Origin of the sequence: Evansella vedderi, assembly GCF_030813435.1 — a bacterium.
Classification (GTDB): domain Bacteria; phylum Bacillota; class Bacilli; order Bacillales; family Salisediminibacteriaceae; genus Evansella; species Evansella vedderi.
Genome location: NZ_JAUSUG010000001.1, coordinates 16,004 through 37,098, shown reverse-complemented (window position 1 = coordinate 37,098; position 21,095 = coordinate 16,004). Strand labels below are relative to the sequence as shown.

Sequence of the window (21,095 nt, the reverse complement as noted above, 5' to 3'; positions counted from 1 at the left end):
ATTGCTAGAATTTTTTATAAGACTGATCCCGTACGACTACCGTCTTTGGAACAAAGCAGATTAACACGTTACTATTATCTAAATTTCGAAAACGGGGGTCCCAGTTTTTCTCATCAGGTCCTAGATATTTGGATAGTAAACGATTGGTGATGGCCGTGTTGAACGGCTCCACTGTGGCCACTCCCCTGAATCCTACATGTAAAACGAGCCCAGTTTCCACATTAAAATCAATAATGCCAATGGCACATTTAGGGTTATTTTTGATCCTCTTTGGAAAGGTGTCTGTTGCGGTTCCTATGATCCAAAGTTTCTCCTCTTCCCAGTGAAACCAAACAGGGGAATCCCTTGGGTAATCACCAACAGCTGTAGCTAAATGGGCGAACAGCGGCTTTTTTAGAAATTCTTCTAAATCCATATCCCATCTCTTATTCTTAATAATTTTCACGATTATCACCTCTCTATTAACTTAACACGGTAAGTGAGTCCATGTATTTTTTATGCTTACTCCAAAACCTTCTGTAAAGACCGATGGAATTTTCATATAATTATAAATAATAGCATAGGAACAAGAGAAGGAGAGGTTGGCATGAACTTTCAATTGGATGAAGCTATTGAAGTGTTAGGGAATACACCGAATACCTTGGAGTATTTTTTATCTAATTTATCCCCTGGGTGGTTAGAATGTAACGAAGGGGAGGGGACATGGAATGCTGAAGAAGTCATTGAACACTTAATTGAATGTGAAAAAACAAATTGGCTACCTAGGATCAAATCGATTCTTGAAGAAGGCGGTAGGAAGCCGTTCCCCCCCTTTGATCGATTTGCACACTTAAAGGAAAAGCCTGAAGGGGCCATGCAAGAAAAGCTGCAACAATTTAAATCACTTCGTTCACAAAACATAAAAACCATTAAAGCTATAATTATTCCTAATCTGCACCTTGAATTAACGGGTCAGCACCCTGCTTTTGGTGAAGTAAAGTTAAGGGAATTACTGTCTACTTGGGTTGTTCATGATTTAACTCACATTTCTCAAATTGTACGTGTAATGGCCGCACGATACGGAGAGGACGTTGGACCATGGAGGGAATATGTAAGTATTTTAAAATGAGGCTAGGACATAACTAAAGTGTTTAACTGGAAATACGAACAATGTACTGCCTTAGCGAAGTATATTTCCGAAGCGATTTTTATATGCACCAACTATAATCACTATTTCGTTCGGATTTCTTATTGATAAAAACACTTTTGTCCCAGCCCCCCTATTGCAATTTATGTCCCGGCGGATGTTGAAAAAGGCTGCTGAGACATCCCAAAGTTTATTTATTGGTAACTATTCGTCATCCATTCTACGATGCTCATGTTTTGCTCTGTACGAAGCTGTTCCACGTTATGGTGCCCGATGATTTCACCATCTTTGATGGCAATGAATTCGTCTAAAATAAACTCGATTTCTTTAATTTCATGGGTGGTTATGAGAACCACTTGGTTTTCCAGGTCGATATAAGAGATCAGCCCTTTGACGATGGAATCTCGCACCATTGGGTCGAGACCTGAAAGTGGTTCATCCATGAGGATAACTGGAACTTCACGGGCAAGGGTTAAGACAATTTTCAGGCGGCCGCGGTTCCCTTTAGAAAGGTGCTTTAGCTTTGCATTGGGGTCAAGCTTCATGAAGGCGCGGATCTCCTCAGCCTTTTCTTTATTAAAATCAGGGAATTGGGATGCGTAAAAATCGATTGTCTGCCCGACATTATAAAAGCCATAATATTCATCAAGTTCAGACAGGTACGACACTTGGCTGGCTATCCGATGGTCCACCTCTACGCCATTAACGGTAATATGGCCCTTGGTTGGATGAATGAGCCCCGCAATTAACTTCAATGTTGTGGATTTTCCGCTTCCGTTTGGCCCCACAAGACCAACGATCTTCCCCTTTGTCAGCTGTAAATCCACATCACGGAGGGCTACTTTCCCCATGTACTTTTTCGTAACTTGATTTAACTCAATCATTGCTCGCTATCCCCTTTCTTCTCCTGTAAAAATTTATTCAAGCCCACTTCTATCTCCTCATCTGCATAGCCCATATCGTACATACCTTTCACAAATTGGGAGATTTCCTCTTCTTTCAGCCGCTCTCTCATTTCGGTTAAAATTTCTTGATTTTCCGTAACAAAGGTCCCTTGCCCTCGCTTTGTTTCCACAATGTTCATCCCCTCTAACTCTCTGTATGTTCGCTGTACCGTATTAGGATTGACGTTAGACTGTATAGCCATCTCACGAACGGATGGAAGCTTATCACCTGGTTGCAGCTCCCCGCGCAGGATTTTTCGATTAATCCGGTCTGCAAGTTGGCTGTATATGGGGCTTGATGATTGGAATGTGTCTGTCATTCCCTACACCTCCACTTTCCTATCGAGCATCCAAGCCGCTGCAAAGAATAGGATGAGAGTGACAACAGCTTCAAAGAAATATTGACCAAAATAGATTGTTAATGGGCCTGCTTGAGCGGTGAATTCTCCCACGGGAAGATCCATTGACATAAATACTTCCGTGACAAAAACTTCGATGTTAATGGCTCCCCACATCGTTAGTGCGTCGTAGATGGCAGATTCCGTAAACCAACCGTAAGCACCCGTAGCGGTGATAAAGAATATAAAGGTGAAAACAAAACTGATAAAGGTGCCAAATGTTCGGTTTAATAATAGGAAAACCATCCAAAGAAAGAGAAACCACGCTGCAAAGCTAATGGCGACTAAGAAAAGATGTAATCCTCCTAGCATTCCGACCTGCGCCATGGTCGACCACGAAATTTCAAATGGAATATTTTCCGCCATGCCTATAGCAACGGCCAATGTTACTGCCGTGATCATGAAGGTCAAGGCCATGGAAATAAGTGCGGCAGCCACCTTTGCCAATAGTAATGCGGATCCTGAAATGGGGTTATGGAGCCACAGATGCATTTTCCTCTTTTCTGCTCCTAAGCTAAAAAGCAAATAATAAGCAAGATAAAAGACCTGGATACCAATAACCGTAAAACTTAAAATTGCCACCGCTTCACTAGCAAAATCAAACCGACTTCCAATGTAAGCAACTAGTGCAACGAGGAGGAAGAAAGCAATAATGGGAATAATAAACGGAGTCGTTCCAAGACGGAGTTCCTTCTTTGTCAAACTTAACCAAGCATTCATAAATCAAACCTCCATTTTCTCATATTGTTGTATTAGTGTTCTAGTTAAATAGTACACCAATACAAAAATGGAAGTCAATGGGTATTCGACTTGAAATTACTTTCTAACGGTTTTTATAATTAAAAAGGCTTGATTGGAGGTGCGGTTTCGGTGTACGGAATTTTTCCGAATTTGTACACCGAAGCCCTCCAACCAAACCATTAAAATGCGCCTGATCCTCCGCCACCGCCACCAGTTCCAGCACCGCCGCCTCCGAAAGAACCTCCTGAAGCGTCTCCGCCAGTTGCTGGAGCCGTTGTCCTTTCTGCTGTCTTAAAGTTAGATGATGCTGCGCCCGCAACAAAAATCCACGTTGGGTCAAAGCCGTAAACCGTTGCCGACTGCCCCGGTTGCCAAGACTGCCCCAGCTGGCCTGGATAACTGGCTCCCCCATCGCTGACTCTCCCAAACCTGTTCCCCGAACCTAACTTAAACCCTTTCACCAACGATTCATTTTTCTTCTTCAGGCTCTTTTCATTCGTCCCTAATCCATAGATAAAGGCCCGCATTTTATCGTCCTCGGACAACCGTTGCCACTCGTCTGCCCCCATCTTTGGGAACTGCTCCTTAAACTTCCGCCACTCCAAAGCAATTTTTGCCCCATCCCACGTCCGTGGATGATAACCAAGGGCAAATCCAAGCAACGCAACTAACAATCCTAATGCCCCCAAAAACAACCCGATTAAATCATTCACCACAAAGGATATGGAAAAAGGAATCAAGATTACACTGAACAAACCTGCCGTCCAGCGCATGCCAGCCCTTTTCTCAGACAACTCCGCTGCCTTCACTTCCGCCCGCACCGCCTTGTTCCAATCGGCCTGGAGCAACTGATATTTCTCATGATTCCCTTTATCCATCGTGTATTCTGTCAACCCTTCGAAGCTAAACTCACCCTCGCTACCAATTTCATCGAACAGCCAGCGGACCAACGCTTCCTCCGATTCCAGTAGCCCCGAACGGTTCACCAGCTGGAAGCGGTCCTCATCGATTTTTTTCACATGGCCTTTACGAACCAAGTCCAACAGCGCAGCTGCCACCGTCTCCGGCAAAAGCTGTCCATAATTAGTGAAGAAAATCGTCCCAACCATGGAAAGCCTCTCCTCAGGCACCCCATGGAATTCTGCCAATTCCCGCCGTAACGCCTGCTTCCTCCCCACAGCCGCGCCCCACGCCCGGAGCAGGAAGACCAGCAGCACTAGACCAGCAACAGCAAGGACAACTCCTCCAACGGTAGCCACCGACTCCCGCCTCTCAGCCTGAGCAATCACCTCATCCATCAACTGCTGCTGCGCCCCCAAGATTTCCCCTCTCATCAACTCATCAGACTTTATTGGAGCTGCCGGAAATAAAGCCGCATCATACGCCACCCGGATATCCCCATTCGATTTCGCCGGCACCATTCCCATCTGGAATTGCACCTGTCCCCCCTCAAGAACTACTTCCTTTTCGAACGCCTCATCATACCCGAAAGCGATGACCTCCCCTACCGTCTCTTCTGGTGGAAAAACATGGATGGTCATGTTTTCATAGGTCGATTCATTACTTTTGTCAAAAAACGGCCAATAAAACTCCGCCACATCGGCATAAACCTCAACACCGTTATAGATGTCGTAAACAAGGTCCACCGTAATTGTTTCATCTGCACCAGGCCGGTAAATCCGGTACTCTGTTTCATTTGCCTCCACATTTAGGACCGCACTCCCCTCAAAGGCCTCGAGGTTCGCAATCTGGGAACCCTCCTTCGGAATCAGTACCCGAATAATTCCACCAAATTCTCCGCTGAAGGAATACGTATGCCGCTCCTCCACCCGAACATTGCCATCCTCCTGCAAGTATGCATTAATTTCCACATCGGTAATCTTGTAATCAACGGCCAACACCTGCATGGGAATAAAGAAAAATAACACAAATATAAAAACAAAAATGGATCGCTTTAACATGATTTTTTAACCCCTTTCTTATTGGTAACTCCCTCATGCATGGACTGCACCGATACTCTTGCTACTATTACTACGGTTGTAATTCTATAAAAGTTTCATAGTATTCCATATTATGATTCACTAGTATTAAATTTAAAGCTATTATTCTTAAGACAAGATTGCCCTGCCTCCATACACTTCGAACCGCTTCTCCTTTCCACTTGTCACGATCCGGCGTTCTTCCGACGATTGCCCATCCTTCCTCTTTATTCACGTCCGCACTTTGATCTACTTCCGACAAGTTTGCCAACCTTTCCATGTGGATACCCAGTTACATTATTTTTTCCAGCTTCATCTAGAAAGGATTTACGAGCTGTTTCCTCCTGTCCAGCCACCTTTGGGCATGCCGTCACATAGTTTGTCATCATAAATTAATTTTTTATAGAAGCTTGCTGTAAGTATGGTTGTTAAATAGATAATTGGAAGTACATACAAGGATTTGACGTTTACTATGCGTTTTTTCAACGAGAATAAATCAATGGACATCATGAAGAGTAGTGATTTAAGCTTTGAAAGGAAGCTACCCTCTTTTGCCCACTTTGCTAACAGAAGTGAACCGGGAAGGATGAAAAGAGGTGGTATTTTTATATGTTCTTTCCACGTTCCTGATCCGTACTTCACTTGCTTAAGAAAGGTCATTAGGGCTATCATGTTCATCCATGTAACTAATATCATGTTATATAATGAAAAGAATAAAATGGTGCCATTTCCCTGCTTAATTTTACGGTACCATTGATTATTTGCAAGGAAAGAAACCCAGATCAAAACGAAGGTGAACTTTGTTTTCCACCATCTGTGGTTAAAAATTCTTAAGGTTACAAACAACTTTTCTATCAATGAATACAAAAGACTAAATAACAATTTCACTTTCCAATTCAACTGAAAGACAGTGAGGAACAACGCCGTAACGGGAACATAGAATAACTGGGATAATATTGCACCAAACAGATTATCCAGTACCCTATGTTTGAAAAATGTTGGTTTATAAACATAGGCATCCAATAGAACAACTACTATGTACTCAAAAATATAGGCGAAACCAGCGTAGGTAGAGAGGAGGATAAAATGCTTTTTTCGGTCCTTACTTTTATAAAAAGCGTAAATAAGCATGACTAAATGAAGGATTCCTAAAATGATATATGGATACTTGTTTGCATTTCTGCATTGCCTCATTTACACTCACTTCCAGTTTCCATTCGCGCGACCACTCCCAACCCTATAAGGTTAGGACTGTCCCACTTAAGTTTTTTCCCCAACACGCCCTACCCCTAGTGCATTATGTTCCCAAAGAATCGACTCAATGACTTTCCTTTCGTTATTATGGCACTTTATGGTCATAATTACTTCCGATGTCTTTTCCTTTGTTACTTTCCCCATCTTATTCCGTTTTCTTGTATAGAAAAAATCGATGAAGAAGCCCAATAAAGCACCTGCCAGTAAGCCAATTAGACCCCAAATGATCGGTCCCCATTCTAGAATAAAGCCGTAGATCGTACCGAGAAGCATAAAAATGGTACCTAAAATGGCGGCGATATCTATCAAGCTTTTCCCATCGGAATGGTGTAAAGTATCTAAAACCATGCTTTCCTCTTCCCGTTTATCTAGTGGGATAACCACAATATCCCCCTTCTTAATTCCGTTTTCTTCCAGCTTATTGAGGGCTAATTCCAAAGTGGTTGAGTATTCAAATGAAGCGACAATATGCATCTTAGTTTGCTCCTTGCTTATATTTATATAGGTCGTTTAAACAACCTTCCTGATAGTTCTCTTTAAAAAATCTAGACTGTGCAAGTTCAAACAATTTATTATTTTCAACAGTGTATTGGTAGGAATTAAACATACAAAACCCAAGAATGGATGGGATATAGAGAAGCCATTGGGGGTCTAAAACTGCTTTCGCCTGCTGAAAGTCTCCTATGAACGTATAAATAACCCCATCGAGTAAACTTGAAAAATATAAGATGATGCTCCACCAAAAAAAGCCAAATACAACGGCTGGAAGGCGCTGCGAATAGATAAATGGGGTAACAGGCATAAGAAAAGCCCATATAAGGGATAACAAAGGCTTTTTCTTCCCTAATGGGTTAATTTCGAAAGTGGAAACATGCATAGGTTTAATATTTTCTTTTTGTCTATAGGCTAGTTGATAAGTCTTGTTCAAACTGACACAGCGCTGGTAACTGTCCCACACAGCATAAATATAAACGGTGATATAAACGAGAATACAACCATCTAACACTTCTCTAGCCTTGTCAAATTCCCCCAGCATGGAGTAATAAATGGACAGATTTAAATTCGCCATTGTATTCGTTAAGTATTCAAAGCTCATTAAAATAAAGCCAAAAAGGTAGCTTTGAACTATAAAATGCCCAAAGCCCGGGAGTGCCAATGACCACCATATAACAATCCATGGGTTGCGATAATGTAACATGCTTGATGAATATGAATTAGATTTAGAAAGTTGCCACCTTTGACTCTTCATTAATTGAAATTCCATCCCCTCGTACCCCATCCTATGTAATATTAGATTTTATCCATGTTCGACCATCGGTGACGCAAACAGACCAAGCACCTAACTTTTTTGTATTTGTATCATTTGTAAAATGATCACATATATACCATTTATTTTCCAATTAATTTTATTGTGATTTTTATTATAGTAATTTTTTGGTTATTCATTTATAATAACTAATTGTTATTAATATCATTCTAAAAAGTTATCCAAATGAGGTGAGAATATGCCCACAATATCTCTAGCCGTTATCGGCGCTGGGAATAGAGGAAACATTTATAGTGATTTTGCAATCCTTTATCCTCATAAATTCAAGGTAATTGCTGTTGCTGAACCAAATCAAGAACGACGAGAAGCCTTTGTAGCCAAACATAATATTGACAGAAAAATGGTCTTCGAATCCTATGAAACTTTTTTTGCAAAAGAAAGGGTATGTGATGCGGTGGTTGTTGCTACGCAAGATGATGATCATTTCCAACCTGTCGTCCAAGCCTTAGACAGTGGTTATCATGTACTCGTTGAAAAACCAATGAGCCCTAACCTGGATGAGTGCTTTGAAATGGTTTCTAAAGCAGTAGAGCAAAAAAAATTGTTACTTCTCGGCTACGTCCTTCGATATACGCCATTCTTTCAAAAGATGAAGGAGTTACTAGTGGAAGGAGCTATCGGAAATGCCCGCCACATTTCTATTGATATGAACGTTGGTTATTGGCACCAGGCTCACAGCTTTGTTCGAGGTAACTGGCGCAACGCTGAAAAATCGTCGCCGATGATCTTAGCAAAGTCTTGTCATGACTTTGATATTATTCAGTACCTACTAGAAAGTACTAGTAGGAAGATTTCCTCCTTTGGAGATTTACTTTATTTCACAAAAGACAATGCTCCTTTAGGGTCGACGGAACGTTGCCTAGACTGTCTCGTTGAGGAAGATTGTCCCTATTCTGCAAAAAAAATTTACCTACAGGACAATATTGGTTGGCCAGTAAATACCATCTCCACAGACCTATCCTACGAAGGGAGAAAAGTAGCCCTTGAACAAGGTCCTTACGGGCGCTGTGTGTATCAGTGTGACAACGATGTGGTTGACCATCAAGTGGTTACGATGGAATTTGCTAATAAATCCACAGCAACCCTTACCATGAGTGGTTTTACCAATAAGCTGGAACGGCACATAAGCGTGTTAGGGACTCGTGGTGAGATGTATGGAGAACTTAGCTCTAACAATCTAGTAGTAAAGGAGTTTGGCAAGAAGGAAGAAATCTATCAGGTGACCCCTTCTACTTTCGGGGGGCATGCTGGTGGAGATTTCGGTATAATGGAACATTTTTGGAAAACATTATCATTACCTTCTTCAGAAATTCCCTCCAATGGGGAGGACACTATTTTTAGTCATATATATGCACACATGGCGGAAGCATCGAGGTTAAAGGGGGTCACCATTGACACAGAGCATTTTTTAACGCAGCTAAACAGAGGTTCTAGGGAAAAGAAACTAACTTCCCTATCTCAATAAATAACAGATACATAGTCAATGAAGGGGTGGAGAAAATGAAAAAATTGTTTACGTTATTAACCTGTTTTTTTACAGCAATCGCATTACTTGCGGCATGTGGTGAAACTCCAGAATCAACGGAAGCCAGCAAAACTAAAGACGAGAACGAATCAGAGGGGGTAACCTCAAGTGAGGAGGAGGTAACCATTCGTGCTTGGGTCATGGGAACGGATGAGTATTGGCGAAGCTACCATGACGATTTAGTCGAACGATTTATGGAGGAATACCCTGGGATCAAAGTGGAATTGGATTACATACCTTGGGGCGAAGGGGAAAATCAGCTAATCACCTCCGCTGCCAATAATACGTTGCCCGATGTTTCTACTATCGCTGGGCGTTGGACCGCTCAAATGGTGGCCATGAATGCCGTGGAACCATTAGACGGCTACTTTGACCAGGAATTTGCCGTGGAGTTTGTCGAGGCTGCCTGAAATACAACGCAATACCAGGAACAAACATGGGGGCTCCCAGTTGGGTTTACGACAACAGGATTATTCTATCGTGTGGATTGGTTAGAAGAAGCAGGATATAGTGCTCCCCCAGCAACATGGGACGAATTCCTGGCTATAGCAAAATCGTTCACCAAAGATGGAACATACGGTTTTGGTTTAGTTGGTGACAACAGCATGGAAACAACCCTGTTTTGGGCACCATTCTTATGGGGCAACGGCGGAGATTTTCTAACGGAAGATATGTCCGAAGCTATCTTTAACTCTTCAGAAGGAGTGGAAGCATTGGAATTTTATGTGCAGTTGTACCGCGAGGCATCTCCTGAAGGCAGTGTTAATAACAAACGGGGGGATTCCCAGAACTTATTCTTATCCGGTTCTGTGGGAATGACCACGGTTGGACCTTGGTTTCCAAAGTTTATTGAAAATGATGCACCAGATATGGACTATGCCATTGCCCCTTACCCAGTGAAGGAACGTCCAATCAGTTTAGGAACGGCAGACCATATTGTCATGTTCAACTCCTCTGAACACAAAGAAGAAGCATGGACGTTTATGGAGTACTTTACTAATGAAGAGAACGATCTGAAGTGGGCGAAATACCAAGGCTTTATACCGTATCGACAAGCTAATTTAACAGATTCCGAGATTATTAACAATGAAGACATGGCCTTTTTCTTAAATGTTGCAGAAGATGCCGTCTCTTATCCGACTCTCCCTGAATGGCCACAAATCGACCAAGCGGTGGCAGACGCCATTCAACAAGCCCTTATTGGGGTAAAAACACCAGAAGAAGCATTAAACGAAGCCGCTGAAAAAGTCAATCAATTACTTGGAAATTAAGTACCATAAGCGGAAGATCGTCCTCCGTCCCTTAGAGTGTACGATCTTCTTTTTAAAAAGCTCTTTTAAACTATGTTGTTTATTTTCACTTCAGATAATCGACGGATAATGCTCCAGAGCAACGCTGGTAGAGGAAGAGACAGTTCTCGTATCTTACGTTTCAATCAACAAAGTTTATAAATCAACACTATGATGTAACACAGCCTTGTAAAAACTATTATCCATACTGATAGCGGGTGTGAAAAAATGAAAAAAAGAGAAAGTTTGACCGGGGTCTTTTTTATACTTCCAGCGTTACTTGTTTTATTTATCGTCGTTTTTTACCCATTAGCCTGGACCTTTTGGTTGAGTTTGCAGCAAAAAATTTTAATCGCACCACATCGAGATCAATTCCTAGGATTAGGTCATTTTCAAACCATATTTAGTAGTGGTGAAATCTGGGATTTTCTAGTAATTACCTTGATTTTCACCATTAGTTCTGTGCTCTTAAAAATTATTTTCGGAATGATTGGCGCCTTACTTTTGCATCAAAGTTACCCTGGAACGAAGGTGTATTGGTCCCTCTTTACGATTCCTTGGTTAATTCCATCAGTTGTTGCTGCATTAATCTGGCGGTGGATGTTACACGAACAATTTGGGATTGTGAATCAAGTATTGATTTCCGTCGGTGTGCTAGAAACCCCCATCCCTTGGCTAAGTCGGGAACTACTAGCATTAGTAGCGGTGATCCTTGTGGACGCTTGGGTAGGCCTTCCGTTCATGATTATCGTCTGTCTTGCTGGGTTAAAAACCATTCCGGAGCAGTGGTACGAAGCGTCCAGGGTTGACGGAGCCAACGCCTTTCAGCAATTTGTTTATATTACCCTTCCAGGGATGAAAGCTATTTTACTCGTGATGGGCACACTCAGTTTTATTGGCACCTTCAATAGCTTTAATATCATTTATACGATGACGGGCGGTGGTCCAGTCAATGCTACGAATACGTTAGTGATACATATTTATCGTACCGCCTTTACGGAATATAACTTTGGAATGGCCTCGGCGCTAGCAGTGGTTACGTTCATTTTCATTTCGTTCTTTGTCCTTTATTATCGAAGATTACTAGATAAAGAAGGTGAATTTTAATGAAGCGCATCCTTTGGTATGTGGCCATTTCCAGCTATGCATTACTAATGATTTTTCCGTTACTATGGATGATTTCAACGGCACTCAAGCCATCCAATGAAATATTTACCCTAACACCGACATTCATCCCGGAAAACGTAACGTTACAGGCATTTATCGATGTTTTATCGATGGAATCCTATCGGAGGTACTTAACCAATAGTTTACTAGTGGCGTCCTGTTCCACCGTGATTTCGGTAACCTTATCTAGCTTGGCTGGCTATGGATTTTCGAGGTTTTATTTTAAAGGACGAAAACGGATTTTACATATCTTCTTAAGTGCCCAAATGATCCCTGGCGTCATCTTGCTTATGCCAATTTTCTTCATTATGACAAACTTAAGGCTCATCGATAGTTATGTGGGGCTCATTCTCGCCTATGTGACGTTTTCTTTACCTTTTTCTACATGGATTATGACTGGATTTTACAAGAGTATCCCCCGTGAATTGGACGAGGCTGCCATGATCGACGGGGCCACAAGACTGCAAGCTTTTATAAAAATTATTGTCCCGTTAGCCATACCAGGAATGATTTCAACGGCGATATTTTCCTTCCTTGTTGCATGGGATGAATTCCTGTTCACTCTAACACTCACATCATCAGAAGCAAAACGAACATTACCATATGGACTCTACAGTTTCATGACACAATATGGGGTGGAATGGAATAACTTAATGGCCGCTTCCATCATGGCGATCATCCCTCCATTACTTATATTCTTGTTCCTACACAAATACTTCCTCCGGGGATTTACAAGCGGCGCCTTAAAAGAATAAGAAGCAGGAGAACGCATTCGGGACGAGTGATAAAGTCTATAAATTTTGAATACGGACCGCTGATTAAGGGGAAAACTCCCTTTTTCAGCAGTCTCGGACGCATGCACGTGTCACTTGTCTACTTTGTCGAGGAGTCCGTACTTTTTCTTTAATGCCGGCGGAGCAATTTTCACGAATCTCTCTAAAACAAACGCTGCCAGCATTACATCGTCTAGTATTCCTATTACCCCTAAAAAGTCAGGAATCAAATCAAAGGGAAAAAGGAAATAAGCAATAATTAAGACAACGCCGAAAATCTTTTTGGAATGATTGACCTCTGGGGTCCGAAAGAACTCCAATAAGAACGGAAAGAATTTCCAAAACATTAACATAAATTTTAATCTTCGCAGTATCCTTTTCAAATGGAAATCCCTCCTTAAATAACATTTTGTTCCAGTTTTCCTATAGACAGCATTTACCCCAAAACTTGGCTCTATCTTCTTGTTCTTTAGGTTTGCCTTCCTCATCTATAATAGCATCTGGGATTTCCCTTTCCATATGCCTCACTCTCGGGTTCATATAGATGGCAATGGCAAATAAAACTCCTACCATATTAACGTAAACATTTTGAAGCTTTTCATTTATCCCGTCTCCTTCATTTAAAACGAACTGTTTGTAAGTCCATTTTAAAGTCTGGAAGTAATTGCCGAAACCACCCTCCGATTGCTTTTCCCCTCCGCCTTGAGACCGATAATAAAACAGACCACAGATGGGATGGCCTGTTTTTTGGGGGCTTTTATGGCTCCCCATTTTCCTCCTCTTCCGTTACGGCATCTCGCCGAAAATGGTAATTAATGTAGGCTTGTTCTTCTTCCGGAGTGAGGAGCCTTGTTGCCTTTCCTACGGTACCACCTTGGAGGGTCCAAATACGGTTATGGTCCTCTACTGCCTGACTGAAGTCCCCTCCCCCCCACCGTTGGAGTATATCTAAATAGATATCCTGATGTTCGTAATCATTTATTTTCACCACTTCAAGCAATCTCTCAACCCGTTCCTGGGTTATTTCAAAATGCCCCCACTTCGTATCTGCGGCTATCTTTTGATGGGACATCCAATGAATGAGATTTTGAACACCTGCTTCCGACAGGTCCATCGGAATATCCCTTTCAAGACTATCAATATAGCTTTCTTGAATTTCTTCCACCACTTCCGGTTCAATTTCTATCTCCTCCATCCCCTCCCTCGTGAAAAATTGTTTTGGACAAGATGCACTATCCGTTTAATTACAAAATTTCTCCCTACTCATTAGACAAATGAAAAAAGGGGTACTTTTTTGCTGTGCGGAGTAGTTCCCATTTCCTATCCTACTCTTCCAATGATTTCCGTTTTCTTTTATAATAATAGAATCGCTCCTTAATTTCTATGAAGAGTTGACTCCAGTCTTAGGAAGTAATAACCATTTTATAGGAGAGGTGGTAATAAACAGACGAAAAACCATAAACGTTAGAACTAGATGAGTATTTCTTACTATCCTTCGTACTACTTATAGGTATTTTAGTCTATAAATAGTAATATATATTTATTCTGGTATACGGGAGTCGTGTCTATGACCTGGATTGGTAGGCTTAGTACGTTATCATTAGCCCTTTTATGGTTAACAATTGAAAGCTTTGTCGCAAGTGAAGTCCTTATTTTCCAGTTTCTTCTTGGGTTGCCTATTGCGTATTTTTTTGGCCTGCAATACGATAAATCTAATTTTTTGCAAAAGAAGCTGGAAATAGCCCAAGTTCAGTTAAATAATCAGCTGAATGATAATGAAGAGAAATATAAAATGCTTTTTGAAAACGCAAATGATTTAGTTTTACTGTTTGAAGTGAGGAATGGCCGTCCTTCTCAGTTTGTGGATGTCAATAAGACTGCCCGCGAGAGGCTTGGATACTCGTTAGAGGAGTTCCGCTCCATGACTCCCCTCCATATTACCCCTGAAAAAAATCTGAGTCGTGTCCCAATTTTAATGGACAAGCTTTACAAAGGGAGTAACGGGGGCGTTACATTTGAAGGGGCATACATTGCTAAAAACGGAGTAACCCTTCCCTTTGAATTTAATGTGCGGTTGATGAAATTAAGGGGGAAGGATTTTATTTTTTCCATTGGCAGGGACATCGCGGAGCGGAAAAGGCTGGAGGACAAAATGCGCCAGATGGCTTATTACGACACCTTGACAGACCTACCAAACCGTAACCTTCTTTTTGATTTTATTGAAAAAAATATTAGCAGAGTCCGCAGGAAAGGTAACGATGGCACATTTTCCGTGTTGTTCCTAGATTTGGATGGCTTTAAAGAAGTAAATGATGAACTGGGGCATGCAAACGGCGACCGACTTTTGAAGGAATTAGCCAGTCGGTTGGACACAACGGTGAGGCGACATGATTTAGTCTCGCGGCTCGGAGGCGATGAATTCATATTTGTCCTCCATGATGCCAATGAGAAAGAAACTATGCAAACTGCCCGCCGGATCATTTCCACTATCGGCGAGGATTACAAATTAGATGGGCACACCCCTGTTATTACCGCAAGTATTGGTGTGAGCATGTATCCAAAGGATGGTCAAACCGCCGAAGAACTCATTAAAAAAGCCGATAAAGCCATGTACGAAGCTAAAAACCAAGGTAAAAATACGTATAAATTTTGTTAGAACAAGGACGGCGCGGGTTTCCGCACCCGTCCTTTTGTTTATTATTTGTAACTAGTCAGATCAGATTAGAATCATTCTAGTTCGATAGATTATACCCTGATTTCGATAGATTATTGTTGCATTTCGATAAATTATCTATCCATTTCGATAGATTAGCCATTTCGCTGGAAACCTCAACCTTCCATCCACCTGCTTACAGATTAGAATCATTCTAGTTCGATAGATTATACCCTGATTTCGATAGATTATTGTTGCATTTCGATAAATTATCTACCCATTTCGATAGATTAGCCATTTCGCTGGAAACCTCAACCATGGAAAAACCTCAATTACCTATTTTTAAACAACAAAAAAACATGATAATCCCTCCATACTACAGGTGGTCCTTCATGTTTTTCATAAAAATCATTTTTAATTTGTCCGAATCTGACGGCCAAGCAGGTATCCTAGGCAGCAGATGGCATAAGAAGTAATGATAATGTACATAACCAAACCGATTGATGGCTGCGAACCGAAGAAATAGCGTACTCCACCGTATACTGGCACGGAGTAAATAAATTCAGCAGGATAATAGATTGGGGCTATAAATCCGTAGAATCCAAGGAGGCATAGAAAGGCTCCGGCGCCCCAATAGGCCGTTAAAAATTTTATGAAATCGGCTCCCCTTCGCCAACCAACAAATCCGCAGTAAGTAAATAAAAAGAGTAGGAAGAGGATGGAAGCTGCTCCGTGCAGCTGCTCTGGATACGTCTTCATCACTTTGACATTGTAATTCACGAGACTAAAAGGAACCGTAATTAACAAGAGTATGGTTAAATGCCTTTTCATAAATGCCTCCAGACCAAGTCGTTCAAGTGCTCCAATATTTTAAAATTCTCCCTATTCCTCTCACAATCAATTTAAGTGGGACTAATATTAATTCCGGTATAAATAAAATGAGATCTATAAAAGTTTCCCATCTACTTCGTTTTTTCTTCCTCACCAAATCACCTCGTCACCTCAAACATGACGTCCTTCCATTAAAAACTTGAGTTATCAAAGCGGAATACTAATTTATTTCCGTCAATCGTATCCTCATATTCCTCTGTAAAGTTCCCATTACTATACCTAGAGACTGTTTTTCTCCAGAATTTCTCCCCCGTTACATCTGGGGAAGGGCATGTGAAGAGACCCCATTTCCCTTTAAACCGATCGAAAACGTTGGTTACGGCTTCTTCCGCGATCCCCTTTCCTCTATATGGTCGAAGTAAAAAGATTTCGTTTAAGAAATAGTCGTTTCCTTTTAAGCAATAGGGCGGCGTGGCGACGAATATAAATCCTGCTGGGTTATCATCCACTAAAATTAAGAATGGAAATAGAGCGTTAGGCTTCGTCCACCAGATGTTCAGCACTTCACATTGATCGTTTAATGTAACGTATTCATCACTTTCTTCATAGATGCCATGTTTGTTAGGTAAAGTTCCATTCTGTTCAGATAAATCATGTAAATACAGTGGATATAGGTTTTTTATTATATATGCATCTTTTTCAGTAGATAATCGTATTGCGATGTCCATCCGTTCGTTCTCCTTTTTAAACCGCTATTCTATTTTATTAATAGTAACATAATCAAGAGGTTCCTTTACAATTTTGCAATAAAAAAAAGGGGGGTTCCTGTAAAATGGAACATCCCCATTAATCTCCCGCAACTTTCGCATCTGTTCGTTTCGGAATAGATTTCCCTTCTTCCGGACTCCTAGCATCAGACTCTGGATCACCGCTGGCGCCCGGTGCCGGTTCCTCCGACTGCTTCGCCCGTTTAATGAAAAAGGCCAGCACTAGTGCCACCACCACAATATAGGCAGATACGCGAAAAGCATCGTTTATACCACCAAGCATGGCGTCCATCTGGATTTGCATCATTACTGCCTCCGAAAGCTGCCCAGCCCCAACACCGGCACTCGTTTCCGCTTCCCGAGTCATCGCTGCAGCATGGAAAGACTCCCTTGTAGACATCACCGTTATTAACAAGGCTGTCCCAATGGCACCGGACACTTGGTTTAGTGTATTATTCATGGCCGTTCCATGGGGGTAAAAGCTCGGCGGCAACTGATTCAAGCCATTGGTGGAAACAGGCATCATGACCATGGACATACCAACCATCCGCACCGCATGCAAGACTACCAAATAACCATACGTCGTTTCCGCCGTCAACTGACTGAACATAAAGGTCGTCACGGTCATAATACTCAAACCGATAACCGCCAGCACCCGGCCCCCAAATTTATCAAACAACCTCCCAGTAATCGGGGACATAATCGCCATGGCAATCGCCCCAGGCATGAGCATCAAACCAGCATCAATCGGAGAAATACCCCGGATCGTCTGCACATAAATAGGCAGAAGTATCATCCCCGAAAATAGCGCCATATTAATCACCATCGTAATAACCGAAGCCAACGAAAACATAGGATACATGTAAACCCTAAAGTTAAGCATCGGCACCTTCAGCATCGACTGACGAAGAATAAAGGTTACTATAGAAGCCACCCCAACCGTAATCGTCAAATAAACCAGCGGACTACTCCAGCCCATTTCCCCCGCGGAACTAAACCCGTAAAGGAGCCCCCCGAAACCAACACTCGATAAAATCACCGACAACACATCGAGACGAATATCCACTTTCCCCTTCTTGTCTTTTAATAGGAAAAAACCTATTAGCAGCACTGCCACTGCGATTGGAGCAACAAAATAAAATAGCATTCTCCAATGGGAATACTCGATGATGACACCAGATAACGTAGGGCCAATTGCTGGTGCCGCCATTAAAATAAACCCAAGCATCCCCATGGCAGTACCGCGTTTTTCCACAGGAAAGCTCCTTAGCATCACAGTCATCAACAGAGGCATCATAATGGCCGTTCCTGCCGCTTGAACCATCCGTCCAGAAACTAACATAGTAAAGACTGGAGCAATTCCCGCAATTAACGTTCCCACTGTGAACAGCCCCATAGCCACTAGGAATAGCCGTCTTACGGAATATTTTTGAATTAAAAACGCAGTAGTCGGAATGAGAATTCCGTTTACGAGCATGAAGCCTGTAGTGAGCCATTGTACGGTCGCTGCTCCCACATCAAACTCCGTCATGATCGTAGGTAAAGCAATATTTAACAATGTATTATTTAAAAACGCAATAAAAGCACCAATCATAAGGACTGCAATTATCCCGTATGGCGGGCGTTCCGATTGATTTAATGGTTTATCCATTATTTTTCTCCTTTCATGGGAACCTTTCCGGCTGTCCCACGGGCAGTGGTGTCACATTTTTTTGACTAAGTGTTCAACATTTTATACCACCGTTATATTTACCTACTATATTATACCATCGGTCCAATTTTTTCAATTATAAAAACTTCCCAACACATAAAGGTTTGTACAAACTTTAGGAATCAGGTATTATGTTTTTTAGACAGTAAGTTCATTTTTCAAAAGCTATTTTCGTAAACTCTGTTGCTTTTATAAAAGCTTGGAGAAGCGGAAGGCGGCGACTCCAGCGTTGCCCGCGGAATCAGGACGGTGACATTACGCCTGCAGTGGATCCAAGCCACATTGTATTTTCTAAAAAAACAACATGGGCTTGTGCGACGAGTAATCGCAATAGTTATCTTATAGAAAACAACTTTTCAAAAAAAGGGGGGAATATTGATGAATGATCGGAAGCAGCATGTCATTCGAGTGGCCCATGAGCTATTTATTGAAAAGGGGTTTCAGGCCACATCGATTCAAGATATATTAGATGCTAGCAAAATTTCCAAGGGGACCTTTTATAATTATTTCTCTTCGAAGAATGAGCTGTTTATTGCCTTGTTCACCTCCCTTTTCCAGCAGGTGGAGCAGGAACGGAACGAGCTCCTCATCGGACATGATCGTGAGGATGTGGCTGTATTTATTAAGCAGATTGAGCTACAGCTCACCATGAACCGGAAGAATAAGCTGATCCCTTTGTTTGAGGAAGTGATTGTGTCCCATGATGAGGAGTTGAAACGGTTTATTCAGAAGGGGCAGTTGAAGATACTCCGCTGGTATTACGGACGATTTCTCGATTTGTTCGGACCAGAAAAGGAGCCCTATTTACTCGATTGCGCCATCATGTTCATGGGAATTCTCCATCAAAATTTGAAGTTCTATTCCATGGCCCACAATGCCCGCGTGGATATTCATGAGGTGGTACAGTACTCAGTGGGACGCCTCGTGAAGATGGTGGAAGAGGTTGCTTCGGCCGGGGACCAGCTCTTGGACCCAGCGTATTTAAAGCGCTGGCTACCGGAAAAAAATAGTACGGGTTCCCCTAACTTTGGGAAAAAGCTCGCTCAAGTCATTACCGCATTAAAAGCTCCCCTTTCCCAGAAGGTTGTGGACGACCGTAAGCGGGAGGGGTTGAATGAGCTCCTGGACTTTATCCAAGAAGAACTGCAGCAGCCAAAGAAACCCAGAAGGTTCTTAATTCAAAGCGCATTAACTACATTGCACGAGAAGGAAGGAATTTTCGAGTTGGAACAATTAGAGGAACTGGAAAAGTTAGTTGAAAATAGAAATAAGTTAGAGTCCTAAAAAAAGTAAAAGCCCTTGAGTCGGGCCCTCTCCACTTGTCCATTGACCTTAAGCATCGTCTAAAGAATGAAAAGCCCAATAATAATTAGTACAATGGCAGCTATAATTTTAGCAAGGCACCCGCTGGTCATTAAAGCCTTCGGGTCGCCAAACATAGCGCGATTCACGGCATCTGAATGAATGGTAGTTGGGGGTTGAGATTCCTCCCCCATTTTCATTCGTTTATTTTCCCTATTTTGTTTTTCCATGAAAGCCCCCTTATTCCCATCTAAATCTTTCATCATACGTTATAAGTTATATTTATTAATACGATCTCGATAACGGCATTTCCTTTATTACACTACACATTTTCCTTTTATTATTGCTAGTAGATGAAAGAAACTAATTGGGGTTTCGCCAATTAGTTATTTAGTAGGGTAATTTGCTTCACCATCTACTAATTCTTACATATTATGAAGTATCACTGTATAGTAGAAGTTACAGTGAAAGAAAATTGGGCCAATATGTAATTCCTCCTAAATAAGAGCGTCCAGTCCGTTTACTGGGCGCTCCATTTCTTCCACTATATCGATGTGTGTGTGGCGTATCTTCGTCTCATGCATTTATTTGTTATACTAACTTCCATTACTAATAATTCCACTTCCAAGATATAAGGTAAGTGATAGATTGTGTGATTGGAAATAGAAGAAATACGAATATAGGATAGTATGGGACTGTTTCGTAGATGAATGGATAGAAGAGCAGCAGCGCGGTTATAAATGGGAAGGAATACCACATGCTGATATACGCTGCTCTGCATGCTTGGGCAGTGATTTGTTTTTCCCGTTCATCACTTTCCTCAAATTCGTCGGGAAGCAGCAAAGACTTCGCCCAAGGCTTATTCTTCTTTTTATTTAAATTAATGAAATACACTATTCCCCCTAAAAAACCTAAAATAATAATAGGAAGAATATTTAATTCAAACATCAAAGTCCTTTCTGGATCTTGAAAATACGCTACAATATCCATGGAAGCACTATAGAAAGATGACATTCCCCAGCCAAATAAAATTAAAAAACTAACAGTTATTAGTAGATTACGAAAAACCATTATTTCTTCTCCTCCTCTTTTTCGAAAAAGAAAATCTCTTCGATTGGCAAATGGAACGTGCTAGCAATGTTCATGGCAAGGAGCAGGGATGGTATATAACTTCCCTTCTCCAGCGCTGCAATTGTTTGTCTCGTTACATTTGTTTTTTGGGCAAGATCACTTTGAGTCAAGTTGTGTTTCGCCCTTAATTCCTTCACGCGATTTTTTAACGGCATACGAACCACCCTCTGAATAATA

At 41.7% G+C, this 21,095-nt stretch carries 24 protein-coding genes and 2 pseudogenes; 8 read left to right on the top strand and 18 right to left on the bottom strand.

Features of this window, described 5'->3' with window-relative positions; all coding sequences use genetic code 11:
- Positions 1-4: 4 nt before the first annotated feature.
- Positions 5-445, bottom strand: a complete 441-nt coding sequence (locus J2S74_RS00230; protein WP_307320350.1) for a pyridoxamine 5'-phosphate oxidase family protein — start codon at positions 443-445, stop codon at positions 5-7.
- Positions 446-586: 141 nt separating this feature from the next.
- Between J2S74_RS00230 and J2S74_RS00225 the strand changes: the two genes are divergently transcribed.
- Positions 587-1,108 (top strand): DinB family protein, encoded by a 522-nt coding sequence (locus J2S74_RS00225; protein WP_307320347.1) that lies wholly within the window; start codon positions 587-589, stop codon positions 1,106-1,108.
- A 212-nt stretch (positions 1,109-1,320) separates the two neighbouring features.
- On the opposite strand, the gene J2S74_RS00220 is transcribed toward J2S74_RS00225, so the two are convergent.
- Positions 1,321-2,010 carry an ABC transporter ATP-binding protein gene (locus tag J2S74_RS00220; protein ID WP_307320344.1) on the bottom strand — a complete coding sequence of 230 codons (690 nt, stop codon included), beginning with the start codon at positions 2,008-2,010 and terminating at the stop codon, positions 1,321-1,323.
- Here J2S74_RS00220 and J2S74_RS27345 point away from each other — a divergent pair.
- Positions 2,006-2,170, top strand: a complete 165-nt coding sequence (locus J2S74_RS27345; protein WP_370875924.1) for a sigma-70 factor domain-containing protein — start codon at positions 2,006-2,008, stop codon at positions 2,168-2,170. The genes J2S74_RS00220 and J2S74_RS27345 overlap by 5 nt on opposite strands.
- Before the next feature lie 10 nt (positions 2,171-2,180).
- Here J2S74_RS27345 and J2S74_RS27340 read toward each other — a convergent pair.
- From J2S74_RS27340 to J2S74_RS00185, 7 genes and pseudogenes are all read right to left on the bottom strand, one after another.
- Positions 2,181-2,390: pseudogene (locus J2S74_RS27340) on the bottom strand (GntR family transcriptional regulator); the annotation flags it as partial.
- 3 nt (positions 2,391-2,393) lie between these two features.
- On the bottom strand, positions 2,394-3,188 hold the full coding sequence (locus J2S74_RS00210) for a hypothetical protein (RefSeq protein ID WP_307320338.1): 795 nt from the start codon (positions 3,186-3,188) through the stop codon (positions 2,394-2,396).
- Between the two features lie 200 nt (positions 3,189-3,388).
- Complete coding sequence (locus J2S74_RS00205) at positions 3,389-5,170, bottom strand: DUF2207 domain-containing protein (protein WP_307320335.1); 1,782 nt, start codon at positions 5,168-5,170, stop codon at positions 3,389-3,391.
- A gap of 70 nt (positions 5,171-5,240) precedes the next feature.
- Positions 5,241-5,468, bottom strand: coding sequence for a hypothetical protein (locus J2S74_RS00200; protein WP_307320332.1), 228 nt, complete (start codon positions 5,466-5,468; stop codon positions 5,241-5,243).
- Positions 5,469-5,515: 47 nt separating this feature from the next.
- Positions 5,516-6,382: a hypothetical protein gene (locus J2S74_RS00195; RefSeq protein ID WP_307320330.1), complete on the bottom strand. Its 867-nt coding sequence runs from the start codon at positions 6,380-6,382 to the stop codon at positions 5,516-5,518.
- Between the two features lie 66 nt (positions 6,383-6,448).
- On the bottom strand, positions 6,449-6,916 hold the full coding sequence (locus tag J2S74_RS00190) for a hypothetical protein (protein ID WP_307320328.1): 468 nt from the start codon (positions 6,914-6,916) through the stop codon (positions 6,449-6,451).
- 1 nt (position 6,917) lies between these two features.
- Positions 6,918-7,706: a hypothetical protein gene (locus J2S74_RS00185; RefSeq protein ID WP_307320326.1), complete on the bottom strand. Its 789-nt coding sequence runs from the start codon at positions 7,704-7,706 to the stop codon at positions 6,918-6,920.
- 241 nt (positions 7,707-7,947) lie between these two features.
- Between J2S74_RS00185 and J2S74_RS00180 the strand changes: the two genes are divergently transcribed.
- The 4 genes and pseudogenes from J2S74_RS00180 to J2S74_RS00165 all read left to right on the top strand — a co-directional run bounded on the left by J2S74_RS00180 (position 7,948) and on the right by J2S74_RS00165 (position 12,505).
- A complete protein-coding gene (locus tag J2S74_RS00180) occupies positions 7,948-9,234 on the top strand; it encodes a Gfo/Idh/MocA family protein (RefSeq protein WP_307320323.1) in 1,287 nt (428 codons plus the stop codon).
- A 35-nt stretch (positions 9,235-9,269) separates the two neighbouring features.
- A pseudogene (locus J2S74_RS00175) lies at positions 9,270-10,565 on the top strand (ABC transporter substrate-binding protein).
- A 246-nt stretch (positions 10,566-10,811) separates the two neighbouring features.
- Positions 10,812-11,690, top strand: coding sequence for a carbohydrate ABC transporter permease (locus J2S74_RS00170; RefSeq protein ID WP_307320321.1), 879 nt, complete (start codon positions 10,812-10,814; stop codon positions 11,688-11,690).
- Positions 11,690-12,505, top strand: coding sequence for a carbohydrate ABC transporter permease (locus tag J2S74_RS00165; RefSeq protein WP_307320319.1), 816 nt, complete (start codon positions 11,690-11,692; stop codon positions 12,503-12,505). The genes J2S74_RS00170 and J2S74_RS00165 overlap by 1 nt, the downstream gene beginning before the upstream one ends.
- A gap of 110 nt (positions 12,506-12,615) precedes the next feature.
- Here the strand turns inward: J2S74_RS00165 and J2S74_RS00160 are convergent, their stop codons facing one another.
- The 3 genes from J2S74_RS00160 to J2S74_RS00150 are packed head-to-tail and all read right to left on the bottom strand — an operon-like array spanning position 12,616 to position 13,718.
- Positions 12,616-12,906, bottom strand: a complete 291-nt coding sequence (locus tag J2S74_RS00160; protein ID WP_307320316.1) for a YkvA family protein — start codon at positions 12,904-12,906, stop codon at positions 12,616-12,618.
- 40 nt (positions 12,907-12,946) lie between these two features.
- Complete coding sequence (locus J2S74_RS00155) at positions 12,947-13,294, bottom strand: hypothetical protein (RefSeq protein WP_307320314.1); 348 nt, start codon at positions 13,292-13,294, stop codon at positions 12,947-12,949.
- On the bottom strand, positions 13,281-13,718 hold the full coding sequence (locus J2S74_RS00150; protein ID WP_307320310.1) for a DUF6241 domain-containing protein: 438 nt from the start codon (positions 13,716-13,718) through the stop codon (positions 13,281-13,283). Before J2S74_RS00150 ends, J2S74_RS00155 begins: the two co-directional genes overlap by 14 nt.
- 372 nt (positions 13,719-14,090) lie before the next feature.
- Between J2S74_RS00150 and J2S74_RS00145 the strand changes: the two genes are divergently transcribed.
- On the top strand, positions 14,091-15,179 hold the full coding sequence (locus J2S74_RS00145; RefSeq protein WP_307320307.1) for a sensor domain-containing diguanylate cyclase: 1,089 nt from the start codon (positions 14,091-14,093) through the stop codon (positions 15,177-15,179).
- A gap of 411 nt (positions 15,180-15,590) precedes the next feature.
- Here the strand turns inward: J2S74_RS00145 and J2S74_RS00140 are convergent, their stop codons facing one another.
- The 3 genes from J2S74_RS00140 to J2S74_RS00130 form a co-directional block, all read right to left on the bottom strand.
- Positions 15,591-16,007, bottom strand: coding sequence for a hypothetical protein (locus J2S74_RS00140; RefSeq protein WP_307320304.1), 417 nt, complete (start codon positions 16,005-16,007; stop codon positions 15,591-15,593).
- Between the two features lie 191 nt (positions 16,008-16,198).
- Positions 16,199-16,735, bottom strand: coding sequence for a GNAT family N-acetyltransferase (locus J2S74_RS00135; protein ID WP_307320301.1), 537 nt, complete (start codon positions 16,733-16,735; stop codon positions 16,199-16,201).
- A gap of 118 nt (positions 16,736-16,853) precedes the next feature.
- Positions 16,854-18,425, bottom strand: coding sequence for a DHA2 family efflux MFS transporter permease subunit (locus tag J2S74_RS00130; protein ID WP_307320300.1), 1,572 nt, complete (start codon positions 18,423-18,425; stop codon positions 16,854-16,856).
- Between the two features lie 438 nt (positions 18,426-18,863).
- On the opposite strand from J2S74_RS00130, the gene J2S74_RS00125 reads away from it, so the two are divergent.
- Complete coding sequence (locus J2S74_RS00125) at positions 18,864-19,769, top strand: TetR/AcrR family transcriptional regulator (protein WP_307320298.1); 906 nt, start codon at positions 18,864-18,866, stop codon at positions 19,767-19,769.
- Between the two features lie 59 nt (positions 19,770-19,828).
- On the opposite strand, the gene J2S74_RS00120 is transcribed toward J2S74_RS00125, so the two are convergent.
- The 3 genes from J2S74_RS00120 to J2S74_RS00110 all read right to left on the bottom strand — a co-directional run bounded on the left by J2S74_RS00120 (position 19,829) and on the right by J2S74_RS00110 (position 21,073).
- Positions 19,829-20,017, bottom strand: a complete 189-nt coding sequence (locus tag J2S74_RS00120; RefSeq protein ID WP_307320294.1) for a hypothetical protein — start codon at positions 20,015-20,017, stop codon at positions 19,829-19,831.
- A gap of 379 nt (positions 20,018-20,396) precedes the next feature.
- The gene (locus tag J2S74_RS00115; protein ID WP_307320291.1) at positions 20,397-20,858 is read right to left on the bottom strand and encodes a hypothetical protein; all 462 of its coding nucleotides are present in this window, start codon (positions 20,856-20,858) and stop codon (positions 20,397-20,399) included.
- Complete coding sequence (locus J2S74_RS00110; RefSeq protein WP_307320289.1) at positions 20,858-21,073, bottom strand: helix-turn-helix transcriptional regulator; 216 nt, start codon at positions 21,071-21,073, stop codon at positions 20,858-20,860. The genes J2S74_RS00115 and J2S74_RS00110 overlap by 1 nt, the downstream gene beginning before the upstream one ends.
- Between the last annotated feature and the right edge of the window lie 22 nt (positions 21,074-21,095).

Bases quoted from the DNA above. Each gene is read 5' to 3' on its own strand.
- J2S74_RS00225 (WP_307320347.1), top strand. From the start codon at position 587: ATGAACTTTCAATTGGATGAAGCTATTGAAGTGTTAGGGAATACACCG.
- J2S74_RS00220 (WP_307320344.1), bottom strand. From the start codon at position 2,010: ATGATTGAGTTAAATCAAGTTACGAAAAAGTACATGGGGAAAGTAGCC.
- J2S74_RS00210 (WP_307320338.1), bottom strand. From the start codon at position 3,188: ATGAATGCTTGGTTAAGTTTGACAAAGAAGGAACTCCGTCTTGGAACG.
- J2S74_RS00205 (WP_307320335.1), bottom strand. From the start codon at position 5,170: ATGTTAAAGCGATCCATTTTTGTTTTTATATTTGTGTTATTTTTCTTT.
- J2S74_RS00200 (WP_307320332.1), bottom strand. From the start codon at position 5,468: ATGGAAAGGTTGGCAAACTTGTCGGAAGTAGATCAAAGTGCGGACGTG.
- J2S74_RS00195 (WP_307320330.1), bottom strand. From the start codon at position 6,382: ATGAGGCAATGCAGAAATGCAAACAAGTATCCATATATCATTTTAGGA.
- J2S74_RS00190 (WP_307320328.1), bottom strand. From the start codon at position 6,916: ATGCATATTGTCGCTTCATTTGAATACTCAACCACTTTGGAATTAGCC.
- J2S74_RS00185 (WP_307320326.1), bottom strand. From the start codon at position 7,706: ATGGAATTTCAATTAATGAAGAGTCAAAGGTGGCAACTTTCTAAATCT.
- J2S74_RS00180 (WP_307320323.1), top strand. From the start codon at position 7,948: ATGCCCACAATATCTCTAGCCGTTATCGGCGCTGGGAATAGAGGAAAC.
- J2S74_RS00170 (WP_307320321.1), top strand. From the start codon at position 10,812: ATGAAAAAAAGAGAAAGTTTGACCGGGGTCTTTTTTATACTTCCAGCG.
- J2S74_RS00165 (WP_307320319.1), top strand. From the start codon at position 11,690: ATGAAGCGCATCCTTTGGTATGTGGCCATTTCCAGCTATGCATTACTA.
- J2S74_RS00155 (WP_307320314.1), bottom strand. From the start codon at position 13,294: ATGGGGAGCCATAAAAGCCCCCAAAAAACAGGCCATCCCATCTGTGGT.
- J2S74_RS00150 (WP_307320310.1), bottom strand. From the start codon at position 13,718: ATGGAGGAGATAGAAATTGAACCGGAAGTGGTGGAAGAAATTCAAGAA.
- J2S74_RS00145 (WP_307320307.1), top strand. From the start codon at position 14,091: ATGACCTGGATTGGTAGGCTTAGTACGTTATCATTAGCCCTTTTATGG.
- J2S74_RS00140 (WP_307320304.1), bottom strand. From the start codon at position 16,007: ATGAAAAGGCATTTAACCATACTCTTGTTAATTACGGTTCCTTTTAGT.
- J2S74_RS00135 (WP_307320301.1), bottom strand. From the start codon at position 16,735: ATGGACATCGCAATACGATTATCTACTGAAAAAGATGCATATATAATA.
- J2S74_RS00130 (WP_307320300.1), bottom strand. From the start codon at position 18,425: ATGGATAAACCATTAAATCAATCGGAACGCCCGCCATACGGGATAATT.
- J2S74_RS00125 (WP_307320298.1), top strand. From the start codon at position 18,864: ATGAATGATCGGAAGCAGCATGTCATTCGAGTGGCCCATGAGCTATTT.
- J2S74_RS00120 (WP_307320294.1), bottom strand. From the start codon at position 20,017: ATGGAAAAACAAAATAGGGAAAATAAACGAATGAAAATGGGGGAGGAA.
- J2S74_RS00115 (WP_307320291.1), bottom strand. From the start codon at position 20,858: ATGGTTTTTCGTAATCTACTAATAACTGTTAGTTTTTTAATTTTATTT.
- J2S74_RS00110 (WP_307320289.1), bottom strand. From the start codon at position 21,073: ATGCCGTTAAAAAATCGCGTGAAGGAATTAAGGGCGAAACACAACTTG.